The sequence below is a fragment of the Stenotrophomonas sp. YJH_SMC_29 genome (assembly GCF_059371235.1).
This window is the reverse complement of sequence record NZ_JCAFUK010000021.1, coordinates 12,693-33,620: the sequence shown is the minus strand read 5'-3', so window position 1 is coordinate 33,620 and position 20,928 is coordinate 12,693. Positions and strand designations below refer to the sequence as shown.

Annotated in this window: 21 protein-coding genes; 10 read left to right on the top strand and 11 right to left on the bottom strand. The window is 68.5% G+C overall.

What is annotated here, in order from left to right; all coding sequences use genetic code 11:
• Nucleotides 1-28 precede the first annotated feature (28 nt).
• The 7 genes from AC5P9I_RS18770 (at nucleotide 29) to AC5P9I_RS18740 (ending at nucleotide 7,618) form a co-directional block, all read left to right on the top strand.
• Nucleotides 29-1,075, top strand: coding sequence for a heme/hemin ABC transporter substrate-binding protein (locus AC5P9I_RS18770; RefSeq protein WP_049467702.1), 1,047 nt, complete (start codon nucleotides 29-31; stop codon nucleotides 1,073-1,075).
• The gene (locus tag AC5P9I_RS18765) at nucleotides 1,072-2,115 is read left to right on the top strand and encodes a FecCD family ABC transporter permease (protein ID WP_049467701.1); all 1,044 of its coding nucleotides are present in this window, start codon (nucleotides 1,072-1,074) and stop codon (nucleotides 2,113-2,115) included. The genes AC5P9I_RS18770 and AC5P9I_RS18765 overlap by 4 nt, the downstream gene beginning before the upstream one ends.
• Complete coding sequence (locus AC5P9I_RS18760; protein WP_049467698.1) at nucleotides 2,112-2,873, top strand: heme ABC transporter ATP-binding protein; 762 nt, start codon at nucleotides 2,112-2,114, stop codon at nucleotides 2,871-2,873. Before AC5P9I_RS18765 ends, AC5P9I_RS18760 begins: the two co-directional genes overlap by 4 nt.
• A gap of 63 nt (nucleotides 2,874-2,936) precedes the next feature.
• The gene (locus AC5P9I_RS18755) at nucleotides 2,937-3,686 is read left to right on the top strand and encodes a hypothetical protein (protein WP_049467696.1); all 750 of its coding nucleotides are present in this window, start codon (nucleotides 2,937-2,939) and stop codon (nucleotides 3,684-3,686) included.
• Nucleotides 3,687-4,145: 459 nt separating this feature from the next.
• A complete protein-coding gene (gene fusA / locus AC5P9I_RS18750) occupies nucleotides 4,146-6,182 on the top strand; it encodes an elongation factor G (protein ID WP_049467693.1) in 2,037 nt (678 codons plus the stop codon).
• Between the two features lie 297 nt (nucleotides 6,183-6,479).
• Nucleotides 6,480-6,752 (top strand): hypothetical protein, encoded by a 273-nt coding sequence (locus tag AC5P9I_RS18745; RefSeq protein WP_005409616.1) that lies wholly within the window; start codon nucleotides 6,480-6,482, stop codon nucleotides 6,750-6,752.
• Nucleotides 6,753-6,862: 110 nt separating this feature from the next.
• Nucleotides 6,863-7,618 (top strand): SapC family protein, encoded by a 756-nt coding sequence (locus AC5P9I_RS18740; RefSeq protein WP_049467690.1) that lies wholly within the window; start codon nucleotides 6,863-6,865, stop codon nucleotides 7,616-7,618.
• On the opposite strand, the gene AC5P9I_RS18735 is transcribed toward AC5P9I_RS18740, so the two are convergent.
• The 11 genes from AC5P9I_RS18735 to AC5P9I_RS18685 form a co-directional block, all read right to left on the bottom strand.
• Nucleotides 7,619-9,946: an ATP-binding protein gene (locus tag AC5P9I_RS18735; protein ID WP_235645298.1), complete on the bottom strand. Its 2,328-nt coding sequence runs from the start codon at nucleotides 9,944-9,946 to the stop codon at nucleotides 7,619-7,621. It lies immediately after the preceding gene.
• A complete protein-coding gene (locus tag AC5P9I_RS18730; RefSeq protein ID WP_049467688.1) occupies nucleotides 9,943-10,569 on the bottom strand; it encodes a LuxR C-terminal-related transcriptional regulator in 627 nt (208 codons plus the stop codon). The genes AC5P9I_RS18735 and AC5P9I_RS18730 overlap by 4 nt, the downstream gene beginning before the upstream one ends.
• A gap of 182 nt (nucleotides 10,570-10,751) precedes the next feature.
• Nucleotides 10,752-11,285, bottom strand: a complete 534-nt coding sequence (locus AC5P9I_RS18725) for a lipocalin family protein (protein WP_049467685.1) — start codon at nucleotides 11,283-11,285, stop codon at nucleotides 10,752-10,754.
• A gap of 8 nt (nucleotides 11,286-11,293) precedes the next feature.
• A complete protein-coding gene (locus AC5P9I_RS18720) occupies nucleotides 11,294-12,367 on the bottom strand; it encodes an SAM-dependent methyltransferase (protein WP_049467684.1) in 1,074 nt (357 codons plus the stop codon).
• Complete coding sequence (locus tag AC5P9I_RS18715) at nucleotides 12,364-13,149, bottom strand: DUF1295 domain-containing protein (protein ID WP_187756638.1); 786 nt, start codon at nucleotides 13,147-13,149, stop codon at nucleotides 12,364-12,366. Before AC5P9I_RS18715 ends, AC5P9I_RS18720 begins: the two co-directional genes overlap by 4 nt.
• A complete protein-coding gene (locus AC5P9I_RS18710; protein ID WP_049467680.1) occupies nucleotides 13,146-13,691 on the bottom strand; it encodes a DUF2878 domain-containing protein in 546 nt (181 codons plus the stop codon). Before AC5P9I_RS18710 ends, AC5P9I_RS18715 begins: the two co-directional genes overlap by 4 nt.
• 1 nt (nucleotide 13,692) lies before the next feature.
• On the bottom strand, nucleotides 13,693-14,952 hold the full coding sequence (locus tag AC5P9I_RS18705) for an SAM-dependent methyltransferase (RefSeq protein WP_049467678.1): 1,260 nt from the start codon (nucleotides 14,950-14,952) through the stop codon (nucleotides 13,693-13,695).
• Nucleotides 14,949-15,716 carry a DUF1365 domain-containing protein gene (locus tag AC5P9I_RS18700; protein ID WP_049467677.1) on the bottom strand — a complete coding sequence of 256 codons (768 nt, stop codon included), beginning with the start codon at nucleotides 15,714-15,716 and terminating at the stop codon, nucleotides 14,949-14,951. The genes AC5P9I_RS18705 and AC5P9I_RS18700 overlap by 4 nt, the downstream gene beginning before the upstream one ends.
• Complete coding sequence (locus AC5P9I_RS18695) at nucleotides 15,713-16,990, bottom strand: NAD(P)/FAD-dependent oxidoreductase (RefSeq protein ID WP_057495038.1); 1,278 nt, start codon at nucleotides 16,988-16,990, stop codon at nucleotides 15,713-15,715. Before AC5P9I_RS18695 ends, AC5P9I_RS18700 begins: the two co-directional genes overlap by 4 nt.
• 1 nt (nucleotide 16,991) lies before the next feature.
• Nucleotides 16,992-17,942, bottom strand: a complete 951-nt coding sequence (locus AC5P9I_RS18690) for an acyl-CoA desaturase (RefSeq protein ID WP_049467673.1) — start codon at nucleotides 17,940-17,942, stop codon at nucleotides 16,992-16,994.
• An 81-nt stretch (nucleotides 17,943-18,023) separates the two neighbouring features.
• Nucleotides 18,024-18,791 (bottom strand): hypothetical protein, encoded by a 768-nt coding sequence (locus AC5P9I_RS18685; RefSeq protein WP_057495044.1) that lies wholly within the window; start codon nucleotides 18,789-18,791, stop codon nucleotides 18,024-18,026.
• 134 nt (nucleotides 18,792-18,925) lie between these two features.
• On the opposite strand from AC5P9I_RS18685, the gene AC5P9I_RS18680 reads away from it, so the two are divergent.
• Genes AC5P9I_RS18680 through AC5P9I_RS18670 form a run of 3 tightly spaced genes read left to right on the top strand, consistent with a single transcriptional unit; the run spans nucleotide 18,926 to nucleotide 20,926 of the window.
• Entirely contained in the window at nucleotides 18,926-19,549 is a 624-nt protein-coding gene (locus AC5P9I_RS18680) for a sigma-70 family RNA polymerase sigma factor (RefSeq protein ID WP_049467672.1), read from the top strand.
• A complete protein-coding gene (locus AC5P9I_RS18675; RefSeq protein ID WP_049467670.1) occupies nucleotides 19,546-20,220 on the top strand; it encodes a ChrR family anti-sigma-E factor in 675 nt (224 codons plus the stop codon). Before AC5P9I_RS18680 ends, AC5P9I_RS18675 begins: the two co-directional genes overlap by 4 nt.
• A gap of 13 nt (nucleotides 20,221-20,233) precedes the next feature.
• Nucleotides 20,234-20,926: a Rossmann-fold NAD(P)-binding domain-containing protein gene (locus tag AC5P9I_RS18670; protein ID WP_049467668.1), complete on the top strand. Its 693-nt coding sequence runs from the start codon at nucleotides 20,234-20,236 to the stop codon at nucleotides 20,924-20,926.
• Nucleotides 20,927-20,928: the final 2 nt, after the last annotated feature.

Here is a 20,928-nt window from a genome sequence, read left to right as displayed (position 1 = left end):
CGTCGCCCTGCCAGCAAGGAGAACGAGCATGAACATCGCGTCCCGTCTGCGCCTGTGTGCGCTTCCGTTGGCTGTTTCGCTGGCGCTGGCCGCCTGTAGCGGTTCGTCGACACCGCCTGATGGCCACAAGGCCGCCGAGCCGCCCGCCGCAACCGCCGCTGCGGACACCGCGTTGCCGGCAGGCTGGCAGCGCGTGGCCGGTGCCGAGATGCCGGCGGTGCATGACCAGAAGGCGGTGCTGCCGGCCAAAGTGCATTCCGATGACGGCGCCGATATCGAGGTGATCGATACCCGCCGGATCATTGCCGGCGGCGACGACGTCATCGCGGTGATCGAGGCGCTGGGCCTGGGCACGCAGGTGTTCGCGGCACCGACCAACACCACCACCCAGGCCGGCCTGGCCGCGCCGCACCAGTTCCTGTTCAACCGCACCACCGGCGTGGAGGGCGTGCTGAGCCTGCAGGGCTCGCTGTTCCTCGGCAACAGCCTGCGCCGCCACACCGAGCTGGCCAAAAAGCTGCGCGAGGTGGGCGAGCCAGCGGTGGTCATCGATGATCTGCAGCCGGCGCCGGACAAGGTGCGCAAGGTCGCCGCCGCACTAGGGCTGGCCGAAGCGGGGCAAACACTGGCCACGCAGGTGCAGCGCCAGCTCGACGAGGCTGCAGCGATTGGCAAGGGCCTGGGCCATGCGCCACGACTGATCCACGTCTCGGCCACCGGCGCTGGCGGCTCGCCCACTGTTGCAGGTGCCGACAGCGCGTCGGCGCAGCTGATCGCGCTGGCCGGCGGCATCAACATCGGTACCGAGGCCGGGGTGAAGAACTACTCGCAGCTGAGCAATGAGGGCGTGGTCGCGGCGGCGCCGGAAGTGATCCTGGTGACCGAGCATGACCTGCAGCTGTTCGGCGGTGCCGAAGGCCTGTGGAAGGCGTACCCGACGCTGAAGCAGACCCCGGCCGGGCAGGCCAATCGGGTCTGGGTGATGCCGGATGTGCAGCTGAAGTACACCAGCGTGGGTTCTGGTGCGGGCGCGCTGGCGCTGGCCAAGGCCCTGGCGGCGTTGCCCAAGGCATGAGTCCGGCGGATCGGCGCCGCCGTCGCGGGCGGGCGATGTTGATGGTGGCGTTGCTGGCACTGCTGGGGGCAGTGCTGGCGTCGTTCGCCGTGGGTCCGTTGCGGTTGCCGCCGCTGGAGGTGATGCAGGCGCTGGCGGTGAAGCTGGGCCTGCTTGACCCAGAGGCGGTCAGCAGTCGCGACCTGGCCGTGGTCTGGCAGCTGCGCATTCCGCGTGCCCTGTTGGGCGCAATGGTGGGTGCGTCGCTGGCGATGGCCGGTGCCAGCCTGCAGGGCCTGTTCGGCAATCCGCTGGCGGACCCCGGCATCGTCGGTGTCAGCCAGGGTGCTGCGCTGGGGGCGGTGGCCGCCATCGTGCTCGGCGCTGCCGGTGCGGCCGGCTGGCTGGTGCCGGTGGCGGCGTTCGCCGGCGGTGCGCTGGCGATCGGCCTCACCTACGCACTGGCCCGGCCCGGCAAAGGTTCGGGCAACGCGACGCTGTTGCTGGTCGGCATCGCGATGGCTGCATTCTGCTCGGCGCTGATCGGTTTCCTTACTTACATCGCCAGCGAAAGCGAGCTGCAGTCGCTGGTGTTCTGGCAGATGGGCTCGCTGGCGCGCGCCAACTGGGCCGATGTGGCAGCCGTGGTGCCGTTGTTTGCGATTGGCGTGTTTGCGCTGCAGCGGCTGGCCACGCCGCTGGACATGCTGGCACTGGGCGAACGCCAGGCACAGCACCTTGGGCTGGATGTCACCCGCACGCGACGTCGGCTGGTGGCGTTCAGTGCGCTGCTGGTGGGCGCAGCGGTGGCGTTTGCCGGCTCGATCAGTTTCGTTGGCCTGGTGGTGCCGCACGTCGCGCGCCTGCTGGTCGGCCCCGGGCATCGCTGGTTGCTGCCGTTGTCCGGCCTGCTGGGTGCGCTGCTGATCGTGGTGGCCGACACCGCTGCACGCACGCTCGACCCGCCGGCAGAGATTCCGCTGGGCCTGTTCTCGGCCGCGCTGGGCGCACCGTTCTTCCTCTGGCTGGTGCTGCAGCAGCGCCGCAAGGCGGCGCCATGAGCGTGCTTCTGAAACTGCACGAGGTGGTGGTGCGCCGCCAGCAGCGCGAGATCCTGCATGGCATCTCGCTCGCGTTCGAGCCGGGCACGGTGACCGCATTGGTTGGGCCGAACGGCGCAGGCAAGTCAACGCTGTTGGCGGTGGCTGCCGGTGACCTGCGTGCCGACGTGGGTGAGGTGAGCCTGCTGGGCAAGCCGTTGGCCAGTTACAAGGCGGGGCCGCTGGCACGCGAGCGCGCGGTGATGCCGCAGGAGCATGGCGTGCGCTTCGCCTTCAGCGTGGAAGAAGTGGTGGCGATGGGACGGTTGCCGCATCCGCCGGATCCGCGTGTGGACGATGCTCAGGTGGAAGCTGCCATCGATGCCGCCGAACTGCAGGCGCTGCGCCTGCGCGAGGTGCAGCAGCTGTCCGGTGGCGAGTCTGCGCGGACAACGTTTGCGCGCGTGCTGGCGCAGGACACGCCGCTGCTGTTGCTTGATGAGCCGACCGCCGCGCTGGATCTGCGCCACCAGGAGCGCACGCTGCGCAGTGTGCGTGCCTGTGCCGAAGCCGGTGCGTGCGTGATTGTGGTGCTGCACGACCTCAACCTGGCCGCCGGCTATGCCGACCGCATCGTGCTGCTGGAGCAGGGCAGGGTGGCGGCCGATGGCACGCCGCTGCAGGTGCTGACCGAAGACAACCTGCAGCGGGTTTACCAGCAGGATGTGGTGGTGCTGGAGCATCCGCGGCGCGGGGTACCGCTGGTGGTGGTGACATAGGCCGGATCTGCCGCCGTCGCCGCGTATCATGTCCGGCCGGTATTCCCTCAATGGACTGATGCAATGATCTGTAGCATTTCGCGCGGCACTGTGCTGGCCGTGTTGGCTGGCTTCGCAGGCGCTGCGACTGCGGCTTCCACCTCGCCGGTTTCGCTGACCGATGCGGCGGAGAATGCCTCGCTGATCGAGATCCGGCATTCCGCTGGCGCGGGCTCCCCTGTTGCGTCCATCCGGACGCAGTACTTCGCCAACGAGGAAATGTCCGTGAGCTGGGACGACCAGCAGGTGCTGGTGCTTTGCAAGGAGGCGGCGTACCTGCAGATTCCCCCTGCCAAGCTCAAGGCCGCTGCGTTGAGCACCGAGCAGCGGCAGATGATCGTCTACCAGGCGCTGATGTCCGGCCTGGGCGCTGTCGCGGGCGTGGTCGGCCCGGCGGGCGAGGTGGTGGCGGTGGCGGATGACGGAAGCGAGACCCGCAGCGTTGGCGAAAATCCTTGGGCGTACGGTATCGAGCGCTACGACATCACCACCCAGCGCATGCCGGGCGGCGCGCTGCGCGTGCATTCCCGCAAGACCGCGACCGTGAACACAACGCCCCCCGCGAGCCCGGACGACACGTTCAGCACCGAGGATGACCAGGCGGCACGCCTGTCCGAACTGGCCCCGGTCGGTAGCTGGACCGAGGTGGTGATCCATGGCGGCCCACGGCTGCCGCACATGGACCCGGCGACGTCGCTGAAGGGGTGGATGTCGATGGGAGATGACCAGGCGGCGACCGTGGCCGAGGCGCGCACGCTGCACGGCTGCAAGTAAAGGCTGAGAGGGGTCAGATCCCTTTGCCGTCGCAAAGGGATCCGCCCCTGACGCCCGCCGGCCTCATCGTTCCATTTGTGTGTGCAATATTCACTTGCGCGCCAGATTGGCAGGCCTACAATGCGCGCCATGAACCGGATGCCGCTCCTGAAGTTTTTCACCCTGACCCGCGCAAGCGCGGAACGGGCGTGTCTGCCTGCAGCCCCACGAGGCCGTTGAAGCGGCCATCGCTGGACCTTCGACAGAGCGCCCTCCGGGGCGCTCTTTTCGTTTTTGATTCTTGTACTCGACTAATTTCCCGCGAGTCGACTAACAGTCGACTCTACCCAGCCGACGCTTCCCAGTACCGCAAAGGAGAACGTGCCATGCACCAGATCGCCGAGACCGAACGCTAGCCGCGCACCCTGTCGCCAACCGGGGTGCGCGGCCCCCGAAGTTGGCTTTGCAGGAACCTTTCTCATGAACACCCAAGTCCTTTCCCGCCGTCGCAACCTTGGCATCATTGCCCACATCGACGCCGGCAAGACCACGCTGACCGAACGCCTGCTGTGGAAAAGCGGCGAGATCCACCGCGTCGGCGAAGTACACGACGGCAACGCGACCACCGACTTCTCGGCGATCGAGCGCGAACGTGGCATCACCATTGGCGCGGCTGCCGTGCAGGCGCAGTGGGCGCCGCGCGACCTGCCGCCGCATCGGCTGACCCTGATCGACACCCCCGGCCACATCGACTTCGCCATCGAGGTCGAGCGTTCGCTGCGGGTGCTCGACGGTGCCGTGGCCGTGTTCTCGGCCGTGGATGGCGTGCAACCGCAGTCCGAAACCGTGTGGCGCCAGGCGCGTCGCCATCGCGTGCCGCTGATCGCTTTCGTCAACAAGATGGACCGCGTCGGCGCCTCGTTCGAGCGCGTGCTGGAGCAGCTGCAGGACAAGCTGCAGGCACGACCCTGGGCGCTCGGCGTTCCGCTGGGCAGCGAAAGCGGCTTCAACGGCTGGGTCGACCTGGTCGACGAGCGCGTGCTGCAGTGGCAGGACGGTGCGGCCGCGTCCATCACCGCGTGGGACGACGCGGCGCGTGCGCAGTGGCAGCCGCAGCGCGATGCGCTGGTCGAAGCCGTGGCCGATCACGATGAACAGCTGGCCGATGCCTGGCTGGAAGGTCGCGTGATCGATGCCGGGGCGCTGCGCGCGGCGATCCGCCGGGCGACGCTCGCCGGTGCGGGCGTGCCCGTGCTGGCCGGTGCCGCGTTCAAGGACAAGGGTATCGAGACGCTGCTGGACGCTGTGGTCAATTACCTGCCGTCGCCGCTGGATCGCCCTGCCGTCAGCGCCGAAAGCGATGACGGCGAGGTGGTACTGCCGCCGGACCCGGATGGTCCGCTGGCCGGCCTGCTGTTCAAGATCACCCACCAGCAGCACGGCGCGCTGAGCTTCGTGCGGCTGTACTCGGGCAGCTTGAAGGTGGGCGACGCGGTAGCCAGTTCGCAGCATCCGCAGGGTCGGCGGGTCAGCCGGCTGGTGCGGGTGCAGGCCGACCAGACCCACGACATCGACCAGGCCGTGGCCGGGGACATCGTCGCGGTGCTGGGCTGGAAGGATGCGGTCAGCGGTGAAACGCTGAGCAGTCGTGCACGCCCGCTGCGCCTGGAGAACATCCAGGCCCAGGCGCCGGTGCTGGCCTGGCGCCTGGAGCCGGCGCGTGCGGCGGACCTGATCCGGATGGCGCAGGGCCTGGCCAGCCTGGCCCAGGAAGACCCCTCGTTCCGTGTGGAAACGGACCGGGAAACGGGTGAAACCCTGGTCTGGGGCATGGGCGAGCTGCACCTGGAAGTGATGGTCGAGCGCCTGCGCAGCGAGTGGAAGGTCGATGTGGGCGTAGGTGCGCCACGCGTGGCCTACCAGGAGACGCCGATGCGCCCGATGACCGGTGTCGTCGGGCGGCTGGTCAAGCAGACCGGTGGCCAGGGCCAGTTCGCGCACGTGGTGCTGGACGTATCGCCGCGCGAGGACGACCAGGTGGTGTTCAATGACCGCATCGTCGGTGGCGTGGTGCCGCGCAGCTTCATCGCGGCGGTGGAGAAGGGCGTGCGGGCTGCGCTGTCGGAAGGCCCGCACGGGCATCCGGTGGTGGGTATCGAGGTCACGCTTGTGGATGGCCAGACCCATGCGAAGGACTCGTCGGAGATGGCGTTCCATCGTGCGGGTGCCGAGGCGATCAAGGCGGCGCTGGCCGAGGGTGGCACGCAGCTGCTGGAGCCGGTGATGGCGGTGACGGTGCATTCGCCGTCGGCGTCGGTGGGTGACGTGGTCGGCGACCTCAACCGTCGCCATGGCCGCATCGCCCGCATCGAGGACCAGGACGGGCGCGCCGAGGTCAGCGGCTTCGCACCGCTGGCGCAGCTGGTCGGATATACGACTTCGCTGCGCTCGCTCAGCCAGGGACGCGCGAGCAGCGAGGCGCACCTGCATGGCTACGAGCCGGTACGCGCGGCATGAGCAAAGTGAGGGGAGCCCGTTCGCGGGCTCCCTTTTTTCTGTGCGTCCGGATTTCCGTATCCACGCATGGCGTGGATCTGCCATGTGCTGGCGGGTTTCCGCATCCACGCATGGCGTGGCGCTGCCGGGTGACCGGGTCGCGAACTCTGCAGTAGATTCACGCCATGCCTGGAGGGAGTGCTGGCGGCGCGATTTTTGCACTGCATCGCAACAAAAGTGCAGAAAACGCTGGATTAAAGTGATGCCTCACGATAAATTGCGCACCCCCCGTTGCTCGCCGCCGCCCGCACCCTGCCCATGCGTGATGACAAAGACCCCGGAACCCTGGAGCTGACCCTGCCGCGCAAGCGCGGTCGTCCGCCCAAGTTCGGGTACGCGATGAGCGACGCGCAACGGGCCGCGCGCTACCGTGCGCGCAGGGCAGGGCAGGCGAACCACGCCGACGTCCGCTCCTGCAGCGACATGGTGCTGCTGGACAAGATCCGCGCCGCAGTGAGCGCGCGCGACACCGAGCTGGCCGGATTCCTGGTCCACGTGCTCTGGCAGCGCTATCCGTTGCAGCTGAAATAGTTTGCCGGCGGGGTGGCCGTTGTCATCGTGCTTGTTGATAATGCGGGATTCAGGTTGTTCCCGCTGGCGTGCCCGGGATGGCAGGCGCGCATGATCGAACGGTTCCCAAGATGACCACCACCAGCGACACCACCACCGAAGCGGCGCCGAGCGGCGCTCCCCTGTTCTATACCCGTCCGGTGCCGCTGCAGGCCGATGTGCACGCCGACTTGCGCATCCTGCCGGGCAAGCTCGAGTTCGCCGCCGGCAACAACGCCATTCCGCTGGTGCTGGGCGAGTTCTCGCTGGCGCTGCACCACTTCCCGATCCTGTTCGCCGGCCCGGGTGCGGTCCCGATGGCTGCGGTGGGCGTGTCCGACCAGAACCTGTTCATCAAGGACGGGCTGTGGGAAGACGAGGCCTATATCCCGGCCTATCTGCGCCGCCACCCCTTCATCTTCATCGACACCGGCGCGGACAATGACTTCCTGCTGGGCATCGACGAGGAAAGCCCGCGCGTGGTCAAGGGCGGCGAAGAAGGCCAGCCGCTGTTCGTTGACGGCAAGGCCACCGAGATGGTGCAGCAGGCGCTGGAGTTCTGCGGCCAGTACACCCGCGAACACGAACAGACCCTGGCCTTCTCCAAGGCCCTGACCGACAACGGCCTGCTGGTCGAGCGCAACGCCACCGTGCGGACCCCGGATGGCCGCGAGTTCAACCTCAATGGTTTCCTGGTCGTGGACGTCGAGAAGTTCGTTGCGCTGCCGGAAGCGACCGTGGTCGAGTGGCACCGCAGCGGCTGGCTGGCGCTGATCCACCAGCACCTGATGTCGCTGGGTCGCTTCAATGACCTGACCCGTCGCCAGGTCGAGCGCCTGGCGGCCTGATCACGGCGCCTGCAGGGTTCCCGCACCGCGGGAACCCTGTCCGGCCTGCAACAGGTCCAGCAGACGACGTGCGCCGGCCCAGTCCGGCGCTGCGTCATGTGCCAGATCGACCAGCTGCGCAGCGAGGGGCGCCTGCGCGTGTCGCCCCAGCATCTGCAGCGTGCCCTGCAGGCGATGCGCGTGGTGGCCCAAGCAGGGTGCGTCGGCGCGGCCGATGGCCTGCGCGATCTTCTTCAGCTCTTCGCGGATATCCGCGTCATAGGCCGCATCCATTGCAGCCACCGGTGGCACTGCATCCAGCCCCTCCGGCGCCGCAATACCGAGCGCAGCCAGCAGTTGGGCAGCGCGCAGTGGCTTGGTCAGCACCGCGTCGAAGCCCGAGCGGCGGCAGCGTGCGCGGTGACGGCGGCCGGTGCGCGCCGACAGCGCGATCAGGCGCAGCGGCTGCCCACCCTGGCGGCGCAGTTCGCGCGCCAGCGCATGGCCATCGACGCCACGCAGGCCGATATCGATCAGTGCGGCAGCGCGGGGCTGGCGCATCTGTTCGGCCAGGGCACTGGCCGCATCCTCCAGTGCACATACCTCTGCGCCCCAGCGCTGCAGTTGCGTGGCAAGCACGTGGCGATTGAGCGCATGGTCCTCGACCAGCAGCAGCCGCACGCCGGCCAGCGGCGTGCCGCCGACGGGCATGTCCTCGACGTCCTCACCGCTGTCCGCCGGACCGGTCGGCAGGCGCAGGATGAAGCGGCTGCCGCGCCCCAGCACGCTGTGCACGGTCAGGTCGCCTCCCATCGCACGGGCCAGCTCGCGCGCGATGGAGAGCCCCAGGCCCGTTCCGCCGCGCTGGTGGCCGCCGCTGCCCTGCTGGAATGGCTGGAACAGCGTGGCGACCTGGGCTGGCTCGATGCCGATGCCGCTGTCGATCACCTCCAGCAGCAGTTCCCGCGGCCGCGCGGCGGGCGTGAGCTGCAGGCGCAGCTCGATGCCGCCGACGTCACTGAATTTGACCGCGTTGGCCAGCAGGTTGCTGGCGATCTGGCGCACGGCATCGGCATCCAGCAGGATGAGGGTCGTCGCGGTGGACGGCGCATCCAGATGCAGCGTCAGGCCCTTGCGCTGCGCCTGCGGCCGGATCGACTCCAGCGCCTGCCGGCAGACCTGGGCAATATCACAGGGATGCGCATGTGGCTTGAACGCTCCGCTGGCCAGGCGCGAAAAATCGAGTGCGCGGTTCAGCAGGCCGCGCAGTGATTGGCTGGCATGGCTGGCAGCCGCAAGCAGATCGCGCTCGCCTTTGCGCAGGGGCGATTGTCCCAGCAGCTCGATCGAGGTCAGCACGGCCTGCGCCGAATTGCGCATCTCGTGGCTGATGACCCCGATGGCCTGCGCGCTGCGGCGGTCGCCGCTTGCCTGCCGTTGCCGGAACATGCGCCACAGCAACGGCAGGGCGATCAGCATGGGCGCCAGCAACAGCCAGCCGCGCGGGGGCGCTGACCACATCCAGTCCAGGGCGTTCCCGGCCGCCGCAGGCAGCGTCTGTCCGGCCCAGAGATGGAGCAGTCCGGCATGCTCCTCCAGCGTGATCTGCCGCAATGCCTGGTCGATGCGCTGGAGAAGCTGCTGGTCTTCCTGGCGGACGAGCAGGTACAGGTCGGTGGAAAATCCGCTGTCGAATGGCTGCAGGCGCAGGCGTCCGTTGAAGTGGCGACGGACCAGCGGGCGCAGTGTCGACTCGATGCCGATCGCCATGTCCGCCAGCCCGGATTCGACGGCCGCCAGCGCTGCGTGCCGGTCAGGCATCTGCTTCAGCCGGATCTGCGGATGATGCGCGCTCAGCCAACCGGCGTAAGGCCCGCCTTCAACGACCGCGATGACCTGCCCGTCGAGCTCGCCCATCTGCCGCGGCAACCACTCGCCAGCGCGCCCGGCCACCAGCGTGGCGCCGCCGCGGAAACGGCCGGAGGCGGCGAGGCCGGGGCAGGCCAGCGACAGGTGTCGCGCGCCGTCGAACACCATGACCAGGTCGGCGTCGTGGTGGCACACGGCGAGGATCGAGGCGGCGGTCGTCGGATAGGGATGCTCCAGGAAGCGGAGCTGGGCGTGCCGGGCGACGAGGTTGGCGTAGCCATGGGCGAGCGTGGGCGGCGCTGTCGCATCGATCAGTGTCGACGGCACCGGTCGCAGCGAGGGAGCGGTGGCCACCCGCACGCTGCTGCCCGGCAGCCAGCGCGGCGAGCGGATGTCTTCGGCCGACGCTGCGGGCAGAAGCAGCAGCGCCAGCAGGCCGATCGACAGCAGGCGCCGGCGCAACGGTGCCTGGCGGGTCACGGCGATTCCATCCGTTCGCGCAGCGCATAGATTTCCACATCGCTGCGCAATCCCAGCTTGCGCAGTACGGCGACCTTCTGGGTACTGACGGTCTTGATGCTGCGGTGCCGGCGCAGCGCGATCTCGGACACGGTCAGGCCCTGCAGCAGCAGGCCCAGTACTTCGCGCTCGTTGCGGCTGAGCTCGCCGCGATCGCCGGCCAGCCGGACGTCCGGAGGCACCCGCAGCAACCCCTGCGACACGCGTACAATGGCATCCGACAGGGCGGTAAGCGGTTCGGCCTTGCTGACGAATCCGTGGAGCCCGGCATCGATCAGGCTGTTGAGGTTGGTGGTGGGCGAGAGCGTAGCGAACGCCAGCAGCGACGTGCGCGGGAAGTCCCGGCACAGCAGCGATACCAGCTCGATGCTGCACAGATCGCCGCGGGCGAGCGTGAGGTCGATGACCGCCACGTCCACCGGCGTGCAGCGCAGGCTGTGGATCAGGTCGCTGCTGCAGCCATGGCTGGCGACGATGTCGAATCGCAGGTCACCGGAGAGGTGCAGGGCGGTACCGCGGCGGACGACTTCATGGTCGTCCAGAAGCGCCAGCCTAAGCCGACGCGGTGCAGGAAATCCATTCATGCGCGGGAGGTGGTCGGCGCCCGTAGGCGTGGCCGCCATTCTGGCGCCGCTGTCGCGTCGAACATCGAATTCGTTGCGTTTTTACGACTATTCCTAAAGATCGATGGCTCTGATCCATCGATCCTTGTTCATTCATGAGCGCTACCTATCGTCAGGGCGGCGCAACACGCGTGAAACGCGACCTAGCGCACCGACTGCGGCACGCGCCGCAGCTTCCCGGTGTCGTAACCCATGGCCGCAATACGCTGCACCGCCTGCTGGTAGTCGCGCTCTGACACCTGTGGTGTCCGTGCCATGAACCAGACATAGTCACGCTTGCTGCGCGCGACGATGGTCTGGCCATAGTCATCGTCCAGCCAGGCGATCACATACTCGGCCTGGATCGGCCAGATGAACTGCATGCCCCAGATCGCGCCGTTGCCCTCCTTCTCGACCCGTCCGATGGGGTGCATCGACTTCTGCGGGGCATCGAAACTGCCCTTGCGATAGGTGAACGTGGTCTGGATGCGTCCATCCGGTTTCAGCGCATAGCTTTCCACGGCGTCGAAGGCCTCGCGCTCGGGCCATGATGGAATGTGGGCAATGACATACCAGTCGCCCATGAAGCGCGGCACCTCCACCGAGGGCGGGCGGGGCAGGGGGCGGGTCTCGCTGGAACTGCAGCCGGAACCGAACAGGCTCAATGCCAACAGGGGAAGCAGCGAACGGATGTGCATGTCACACCTCAGCGGGGACGGAACAGGTAATGGGCAACCAGCCATTGCTGGCCGTCGTCGTAGCCGAACAGCTCGGCACAGGCCATCCAGAACATGCGCCAGCGCTGCCACCAGATCTTCGCGGCGGCCTGGCCGTAGGTCGCGACCAGCACCGGCATCACCGCCTCGCGGGATGCATCCTGGTTGGCCAGCCAATGGTCGGCCGTGCGCTGGTAGTGGGTGCCGTCCAGCAACCAGCGCTGGTCAAGCCGCAGGTCACGCTGGAAATGCAGCAGCGTGTCGGCCGCCGGCATCAGGCCGCCGGTGAAGAAATGGCGGCCCATCCAGTTGTCGCCGCCCTCGGTCTCGAACGGGTACATCAGCGTGCGGTGGGCGAAGATGTGCACGAACAGGGCGCCGTCGGGCTTCAGCCACTGGCCGATGCGCGCCAGCAGGCGCTCGTAGTTGCGCACATGTTCGAACATTTCCACCGAGACGCAGCGGTCGAAGCGTGCGGCGGGCAGTTCAAGCTGGTTGACGTCGCGGGTGATCACCTCGACGTTGTGCAGTCCCCTGGCCTGGCACTGCGCCATGATGTGCTGGCGCTGGCTGTGCGAGTTGGACACGGCGGTGATTGCTGCGTTGGGATAGCGCTCGGCCATCCACAGGGTCAGCGAACCCCAGCCACAGCCCAGTTCGAGGATCTGCTGGCCATCGGCCAGTTCGGCGCGCTGGCCGTACAGCGCAAGCATGGCCTCCTCGGCCTGGTCCAGCGTCTCGCGCCCGGTGGGGTAGTAGCAGCTGCTGTACTTCAGGCGCCTGCCCAGGCAGGCCTGGAAGAACGCCGCCGGAACTTCGTAGTGCTGGCGGTTGGCTGCCTCGGTATGCAGCGCCAGCGGGCTGTCGGCCAGCTCGGCGATGCGATGGCTGAAGCGCGCGGACTGGGCCTCGATGCCGCCCGCCAATTCCTCATGCAGGCGCTGCGCGCACAGGCGACGGATGCCGGCACGCAGCGCCGCATCGGGAACCAGTCCGCGTTCGGCCCAGGCGATCAGCCCGGTTTCCGCATCGTCGGCCGGGTTCAGTGACGGGATCGCGTTCATGCGGAATGCTCCTTGGAAGAATGGGGAAACCAGGGAAAGAACATCGGGGTGCTGCGCTGGTAGGCGCGATAGTCGTCGCCACGGCTGCGAAGGGCCTGCTTTTCAGTGAACGGAATACCGCTGAGGTAGCGCAGGAACACGTACATCAGCAGCGGGCCGGTCCACGCCAGCCACCACAGCGGTGAGCCGACGGCGAGCAGGACGTAGCTGAACCAGTGCAGCCACTCAAAGAAGTAGTTGGGGTGCCGCGAATAGCGCCACAGTCCCTCACGGCAGGTGCGGCCCTTGTTTGCCGGGTCCGCGCGGAAGCGGGCAAGCTGGCGGTCGGCCAGGGCCTCGCCGCCGACGCTCAGCAGCCACACCAGGCCTGCGCCCACGATCCACCCGGTCACGCCGGCCTGCGGGTTGGATGCCACGGCGACGAAGGGCAGGGCGAACAGCAGCACCAGCAGCGCCTGCGCCATGAAGAAGCCGAAGATCTTGCCCTGATGGCCCTGCCAGTGTTCGCGCAGGTAGCGGTAGCGGCCGTCTTCCGGTTCGCTGCGCACCCGGTGCCACAGGTGCAGGGCCAGCCGGCTGCCCCACAGGCCACCGAGCACGCTCAGCGCAACCCGCGGCACCAGCGCGCCTTCGCCGAGCAGCGCCAGCAGCACGGCCGACACCGCCACGCCCTTGGCCCAGAGCACGTCGACCACGCCGATGTTCTGCCGGCGGCGCTGCCAGGCCCAGCCCCAGCTCATCATCAGCACGGAGTACAGCAGGACCCACAACAGATGACTCATGACGGTGCTCCGGCCAGCGGGGGTGAGGGGGTGCGTGAACCGCGACGGGCGCACTGGCACAGCAGCGACAGCGCAATGCTCCAGCCTGCGCCCAGCACCAGCAGGCCCTGCCAGGCCGGCGCCGTGAACTGCACCGCATCGAACCCGCGCGCCGCAGACAGATAGGCCAGCGGCGCCAGCAGCAGGCCGAACAGGGCCGGCAGGACCGGGTGGCGCTGCAGGAAGCGCATCGAGGTGGTCAGCGTCATGGCAAAGGCAGCCCACAGCGCCAGGATCCACGGTGGCGGCGCCCAGCCGAGCGGCGCGGCGGCATAGCGCACGGTGCCGCTGGCGGCGGCGCTGGCATCCACCAGCCAGGCGCAGGCCAGCGCGAGCACCATCAGCCGCAGGTCCAGCCGCGGATGCGGCGAGGTCAGCAGCTGGCTGCCGATGTAGAGCGACGCCGCCAGCAGCGCCGGCCACTGCCAGCCGCGTCCTGCTCCCGCCACGGCACACAGCCAGACCAGCTGGTTGCCAAGCAGATTTGCCCAGAACCGGCGCATGTCAGCCGGCCCGGCCCGCTGAGAGGGCTGGCCGATGCGAAGGGCGAGCGAGCAGCAGGTGCGAGACGCCGATCGAACGCTCGAGGAACCCGCCTTCGCAGTAAGCCAGGTAGAACTCCCACATCCGGCAGAAGCGGGCGTCGAAGCCCTGCGCCTGCACGCTCGGCAGCTGCGCCAGGAAACGCTGCCTCCAGGCCCGCAGCGTCAGTGCGTAGGAGTGCCCGAAGTCCTGCTGCGCGATCAGCTGCAGGTCGCTGGCACGGGTCTTGGCCGCCAGGATCGCATTGATCGACGGAATGAAGCTGCCTGGGAACACATAGCGCTTGATGTAGTCGACGCTGCGCCGGGCCTGCTCGTAGCGATGGTCCTCGATGGTGATGGCCTGCAGCAGGGCCACGCCGTCCGGCTTCAGCAGCCGCTGCAGCGTGGCCATGTAGGTGTGCAGGTACTCCGCGCCGATGGCTTCGATCATCTCGATGGAGACCAGCTTGTCGTACTGGCCCTGCAGGTCGCGGTAGTCCTGCATCAACAGCGTGACGCGGTCCTGCAGGCCGGCGGCGCGCACGCGCTCGGCGGCCAGTGCATGCTGTTCGGCAGAAATCGTGGTGGTGGTGACATGGCAGCCGTAGTGCTGCGCCGCATGCACGGCAAAGCCTCCCCAGCCGGTGCCGATCTCGACCACGCGGTCGCCGGGCTTCAGCGCCAGCTGTTGGCAGATGCGGTCCAGCTTGCGCCGCGACGCCACCTCCAGCGGTTCGTCTCCATCGTCGAACAGGGCCGAGGAATACATCAGGTCCGGCGACAGGAACAGCGCGAAGAAATCGTTGCCGAGGTCGTAGTGCGCGGCGATGTTGCGGCGGCTGCCTTCCCGGCTGTTGCGGCGCAGGCGGTTCCAGCCGCGCAGCAGCCAGCCTCCCACGCGCGCCGGCCCGTGTTCCATGCCGTCGAGCAGATCGCGGTTGCGCACCAGCAGGCGGATCAATGCCACCAGATCGTCGCAGTGCCACTCACCCTGGATGTAGCTTTCACCTGCGCCGACGCTGCCCTGCGCGGCGACCTTGCGGTAGAACGCCGGGTCATCGATGGTGACCGTGACCTGCAGTTCGCCGCGCGCATCGCCCAGCCAGACTTCGCCGAGCGCGTCGCGCACGCACAGGCGGCCGTCGCGCAGCGGCGCAAGCTGGGCCAGCAGGCGGCGTCGCAGGAATGCATCCAGCGCGCCGGGGCGCGGCAGCGCGACCGAAGGAGTGATCGAATTCATCGCGGTTTCTCGGCAAGGGTGGGGTGGTCGTGCACGGGATTGCGCTTCAGCCACAGGCGCAGTGCGTGCCAGTGGATGGCGGCCACCACCTGGGTGGTCATCAATGGATAGCAGGCCAGGACACGGGCCAGCCCGCGACCGTCGATGGCGTGCCGCTGCATGGTCTGGGTGGCGTCGAACTGGCGCACGCCGTCGCGCCAGACCTGCATGTGCACGCGCAGGTCCGCATCGGGACGGTTGAACCGCCAGTCGTAGTGGCAGTCCATGGGCATGAACGGTGACACGTGGAAGCGCTTGTCGAACTGCCAGCGCAGGGAGCTGCCTTCGTCTGTGGCGGTGGTCGCCGGCAGCACATAGGCGTGCCGTTCCTTCCAGGGCGTATTGGTGATTTCGGCAACGATGCAGTCCAGCGTGCTGCCATCGGCCTGGTAGCAGTAGTAGAAGCTGACCGGGTTGAACACGTGGCCGGCAAAGCGCAGATGGGTAAGCAGGCGTACCGGGCCGGCGGGCCGGTAGCCCAGGGTCACCGCGGCATGGTCGCGCACCGCATCGGCCAGCGGCTGAGCGGGATCGCCGAAGTAGTCGCTGCGCCGGAACTCGGCCAGGTTGCGGCGGTTGACCGACCACAACCAGCGCCCGGCGAACACCGTATCGAGTTCATCCAGATCGAGCAGCAGCTGCGCGATCGGGTAACGGAACGCATGCGGGTGCGGGTGATGCCGGCGGTGCATCACCTGCCCGAAGTAGAGGGCGCTGGCGCTCATGCGGCGACCTCGTCCGCGGCCGACGCCTGCCGGTGCGGTACGCAGGCCCGCAGCGCGTCCACCACCCGGCGGGCGCTGCGGATGCCGTCCTCGTGGAAGCCCCAGCCCCAGTAGGCGCCTGCGAACCAGGTATGGCGGCGACCCTGCACCTCCGCCCAGCGCTGTTGCGCGCGGACTGCGGCGTGGTCGTGGACCGGGTGCGCGTAGTGGAGGGTGCGCAGCACCCTGGCCGGATCGATTGCCTCGGTACGGTTGAGCGTCACCACCAGCGGCGTGTTGCCGGGCAGGCCCTGCAGCAGGTTCATGCAGTAGCTGACCGTGCAGGGTGAGGTGGGGTCCTCCGGCACGTGCGCGTTCCACGCCGCCCATGCCTTGCGGTTGCGCGGCAGCAGCGATGCATCGGTATGCAGCACGGCTTCGTTGGATTGGTAGCGGATCGCGCCCAGCACCTCGCGCTCGCCGGCGTCAGCATCGGCCAGCAGGGCCAGCGCCTGGTCGCTGTGGCAGGCCAGGATCACCTCGTCGAACGCTTCCACCCCGGCCGCGCTGTGCACGCGCGCGCCCCAGGGCATGCGTTCGACCGCCGTGACCGGGCACTGCAGCCGCTCATGCACCCGCCAGCGTCGGCGCAGCGCATCCACATAGCGTGCGGAGCCGCCCTTGACCACGCGCCAGCTCGGGCGCCCGGTCATCTGCAGCATCTGGTGGTTGGCCATGAACTGGGCCAGGTAGCGGGCCGGGAAGTCCCGCACGGTGGCCGCGGGCGAGGACCACAGTGCCGAGGCCATCGGCAGCAGGTGCTCTTCGACGAAGGCCTCGCCATAACGCTGGCGGTGCAGGTACTCGCCGAGCGTCGGGCCTTCAGGTTCGGCCAGCAGCAAGGGCGCGTCCCGATAGAACCGGCGCAGATCGGCCAGCATGCCCCAGAAGCGCGGCGAGACCAGATTGCGGCGCTGGCAGAACAGGCCGTCCAGCGACGTCGCGTTGTATTCCACGCCGCTGCGCTCGCTGTGCATGGAGAAGCTCATCGTGGTCGGCTGCGAGGCCACGCCCAGATCTTCAAACAGCGCCGTCAACAACGGATAGTGCTGCGGATTGAAGACGATGAAGCCGGTGTCCACCGCCATGGCGGTGCCATCCACCTGCACGTCGTGGGTGTGGGTGTGCCCGCCCAGGTAGTCGCTGGCCTCGAACAGGGTGACGTCGTGCTGGCCATCCAGCCACCAGGCGCTGGCCAGGCCGGCGATGCCCGAACCGATGACGGCGATGCGCATGTCAATACCTCGCCTTGGCCAGCACCCAGTCGGGGATCGGCTTGAGTCCTTTGACCAGGCCCAGCGCCGCCATCGCACGCAGGCCGTACCAGGTCAGGTCGATTTCCCACCAGCGGAAGCCCTGGCGGACCGTGCCTGGGAAGAAGTGATGGTTGTTGTGCCAGCCCTCGCCGAAGGTCAGCAGCGCCAGCCAGAGGTTGTTGCGGCTGTCGTCGCGGGTTTCGAAACGGCGGCGGCCGAAGCGGTGCGCCAGCGAGTTGATGGTGACGGTGGCGTGGAAGAGCACCACGGTGGAAATGAAGAAGCCCCACACCAACAACTGCGGGCCGGAGGTGTGCAGGCCCGGGGCCCAACGTTCCAGTCCCGCGCCCAGCGCGTACAGCGCTGCAGCCAGTACGACCGGCACGGCGGTGTCGAAGCGGTCCAGCCAGCGCAGCTCCGGGTAGCGCGCCAGGTCGGGTACCCGCGACAGGTCGGTGGCAAAGGCCTCGCGCGTCAGGAACCAGCCCATGTGGCTGCGCCAGAAGCCGCCCTCGCGCGGCGAATGCGGATCAAGCGGCTGATCGGCGTGCCGATGGTGATGGCGATGATGGGCGGCCCACCACAGCGGCCCGCGCTGCACGCTGGAAGCACCGATCACCGCGAACACGAACTGCACCGGCCGCGATGCCTGGAACGTGCGGTGCGAGAAGTAGCGGTGATAGAACGCGGTGATGGCGAACATGCGCACCGCGTAGAGAGCGGCTGCGACGATCACCGCGGTCCAGGAAATACCCACCCAGATCACCGCGATGCACGCCAGGTGCATCAGTGCGAACGGTACCGCGCGCACCCAGTCGATCCGCCCGGGGCGTTCATCCGTGACCTCCGCAGCGTTGCCGGTATCGATCCAGCGCTGCAGGGTGCGCAGCAGGCGCCAGCGTCGACGGGGAAGGGGCGCTACAGAGGCCATGGCGGATCTCGGCGGGTTTCGTGTCTTCCTCTACGCGGCAGAAGGCGCACTGGATGCGGAGTACGGCAGGAAATTTCGATTTCACCTGGCCGTAACGGCGCAGCGATCTGTCAGCGGCTGTGCCCAGGCCTGCTGCCAGTCGCTGGCGGGGCGACCCGCCGCTGCGGCGATGAAGCGCACCGTCACCTGTGGGTAGGCGCCGCGTTGATCGCGCAGGTTGCTGGTGCCACGGAACTCCAGCAGGCGCTGGTCGGCGCTGGCATACACCAGCGCAAGGCGTGGCGCGATGCCGCCGTACCAGGTGTCCAGGCTGACCTCGATCGACTGCGCATCGATCCCCTGCCAGCGCTGCGGGCCGGTGCGCCTTACCTGTACCGGGAAGTAGCGCTGCCGGGCTGGGACCAGGAAGGGCAGGGTCACACGCTCGCCACGCATGAGCGCCTGCCAATGCAGGCGCACCGCCGCGTCGAACCCTGCGTCGATGACCGCGCCCGTCGGCAGGTCGAGCTCGCGCTGCACCGGCGGGCTGCCGGCATCCTCCTTCCACGCGATCGAGACCCTGCCGCTGGCGGCCTCGACTTCGGCCTTCTGGCCGCTGCGCCGGTCCTCGAGGGTGTAACCGCGCGCCTGTGGGTTCGCGCTGGCCGGCAGGTGCTTGCGGGCGAAGGGCCGCCCGTCCGCGCACTGGTACAGCACCCAGCGCTCGGCCCCCTCGGCCGCATCGCGTCGCCAGTGCACCTCGCGGTAGAGCAGGTCGCCGCGCGCCGACGTTGCTACCCCCTCGCTTCGCAGCCAAGGCGCGGCCAGCGCGACATGGGGCAGGCACAGCAGCAGCCAGGCGGTACGCATCGCGTTCATCCGGAAAAGGAGGGCTCAGGTCATACGGCGGGGATGGGCGGTTGGATGCGCCTGCAGCGGCTGCATCCAATCACGGCCCCCGCGCGTACAGAGGACAGACCTTCACCCGCCCGCCGCGAACGCCGATGTACCCTGACGCCGCCAGCCACCCCCTCAACTTCGATACCGCACGCATCGTGTCCAGTTCCCAGCAGCCGAGCAGCGAGCCGACGAACTGGGCCGGTGACATGGACGGCGTGGCGCGTCTTCGCGACCGCGACTGTTTCATGCGCATCTATGATTACTTCATGCCGCGGCTGTGCGTGTACCTGCGTGGCCTGGGCGTGCCCGATGCGGTAGCCGAGGAGCTGGCGCAGGAAAGCCTGTTGCGCCTGTGGCTGCGGGCGGCCGATTTCGATCCGGCGCAGGGCGCGCTGAGCACATGGCTGTATCGCATCGCCCGTAACCTGCACATTGACCGCATCCGCCGCGAGCGCAGCTGGATGCAGGTGCAGGCAGCCGTTGAGGACGCAGCAACCCTGGACGTGATCGAACGCAGCAGCGCCGAACAGTTTGCCGACCAGGCCCGGCTGCGCCAGCGCATCAACGAACTGCCCGCCGTGCAGGCGCGCCTGGTGCGCATGTCCTATTTCGAGGCCAAGAGCCACAGCGAGATCGCCGAGGCGATCGGCATGCCCTTGGGCACGGTCAAGTCGCATCTGCGGCGCGCGTTCCTGCAGCTGCAGGCCAAGGTGGGAGGTGCGCTGTGAACCCGCATCACCACCTGCACGAATCGACATTGATGAGCTATGCCGCAGGCGCGCTGCCCGCGCCACTGAGCGTGGTCGCGGGTGCGCATCTGGAGCAGTGCCCGCACTGCCGCCAGCGCCTGCGCGAGGCCGAGGCGATCGGCTCGGTGCTGCTTGAGCAGACCCAGCCGCCCGCGCCTGATCCGCGCCGCGAACAGCTGCGCGAGGCCATGCTGATGCGACTGGCCACGGAAACGCCGATCACCCTGGCGGCAGCTGCTCGCCCGGCGCCGAGCGAGCGGCCCGAGGCCGATCCGGACCACCTGCCTGCCTCGCTGCACCCCTATTTCGGTGCGTCGCTCAGCGGGCTGCGCTGGCGCTGGATGGCGCCGGGCGTGCATTGCATCCGTGCCGAGCAGATGCCTTCGCTGATCATGCTGAAGATCGCCCCGGGCAAATGCCTGCCGATGCACAGCCACGGGCGCAGCGAGCTGACCCAGATCCTGCGTGGCTCCTACAACGACGCGCTGGGACTGTTCGCACCCGGCGACGTGGCAGACCTGGATGAAGACGTGGAGCATCAGCCGGTGACCGCGCCGGGGGTGCCGTGCATCTGCGTGTCGGCGCTGGATGCTCCGCTGGTGTTCAGCGGGTGGCTGGCGCGCAAGATCCAGCGGTTCGTGAAACTCTAGCGCGGCCCTGGCCATGGCTCAGGCACGGACATTGCGGATTCTCCTGACCGGCGCTGCAGGCCTGGTGGGGCAGGGCGTTGCCCTGGCCTGCCAGCGCTCGCCGCAGGTTGCCGGCCTGACCGCGCTGGTGCGGCGCCCGGGCAGCCTGCGCGGGCCCGGCAGCGAACGGGTCGTCCCGGATTTCCTGCACATCGACGCGCAGCGTGATGAACTGGCCGGGTACGACGCATGCTTCTACTGTGCCGGTGCGCCACCGGTCGGCACTGCCGAGGCCGAGTACCGGCGCGTGACCCTGGACACCACACTGGCAGTGGCCCGCGCCTGGGCTGCGGTGAATCCGCAGGGGTGCTTCCTGTATGTCTCCGGCGTAGGCGCGGACCCGCAGAGCCGGCTGATGCCGCTGCGGGTCAAGGGCGAGACCGAGGTGGCGTTGCAGGCGCTGCCGCTGCGCGCGGTGATGCTGCGTCCGGGTGGAGTCAGGCCGGTGCCGGGGACCGGTACCCGGCATGCCGTGCTGAAACCCCTGTACTGGGGCGGCGCACCGTTGATGAAACTGGCCGGTGTGCTCGCGCCCTCGCTGATGACCAGCAACCTGGCGCTGGGCATGGCCATGATCGCCCTGGCCGGAAGAGAAAACCCGCCGGCCACCATCGAGTGCGCGGATATCAACCGGATCGCGGCGGGCGTGCGCGATCCGTCCGCCTGACC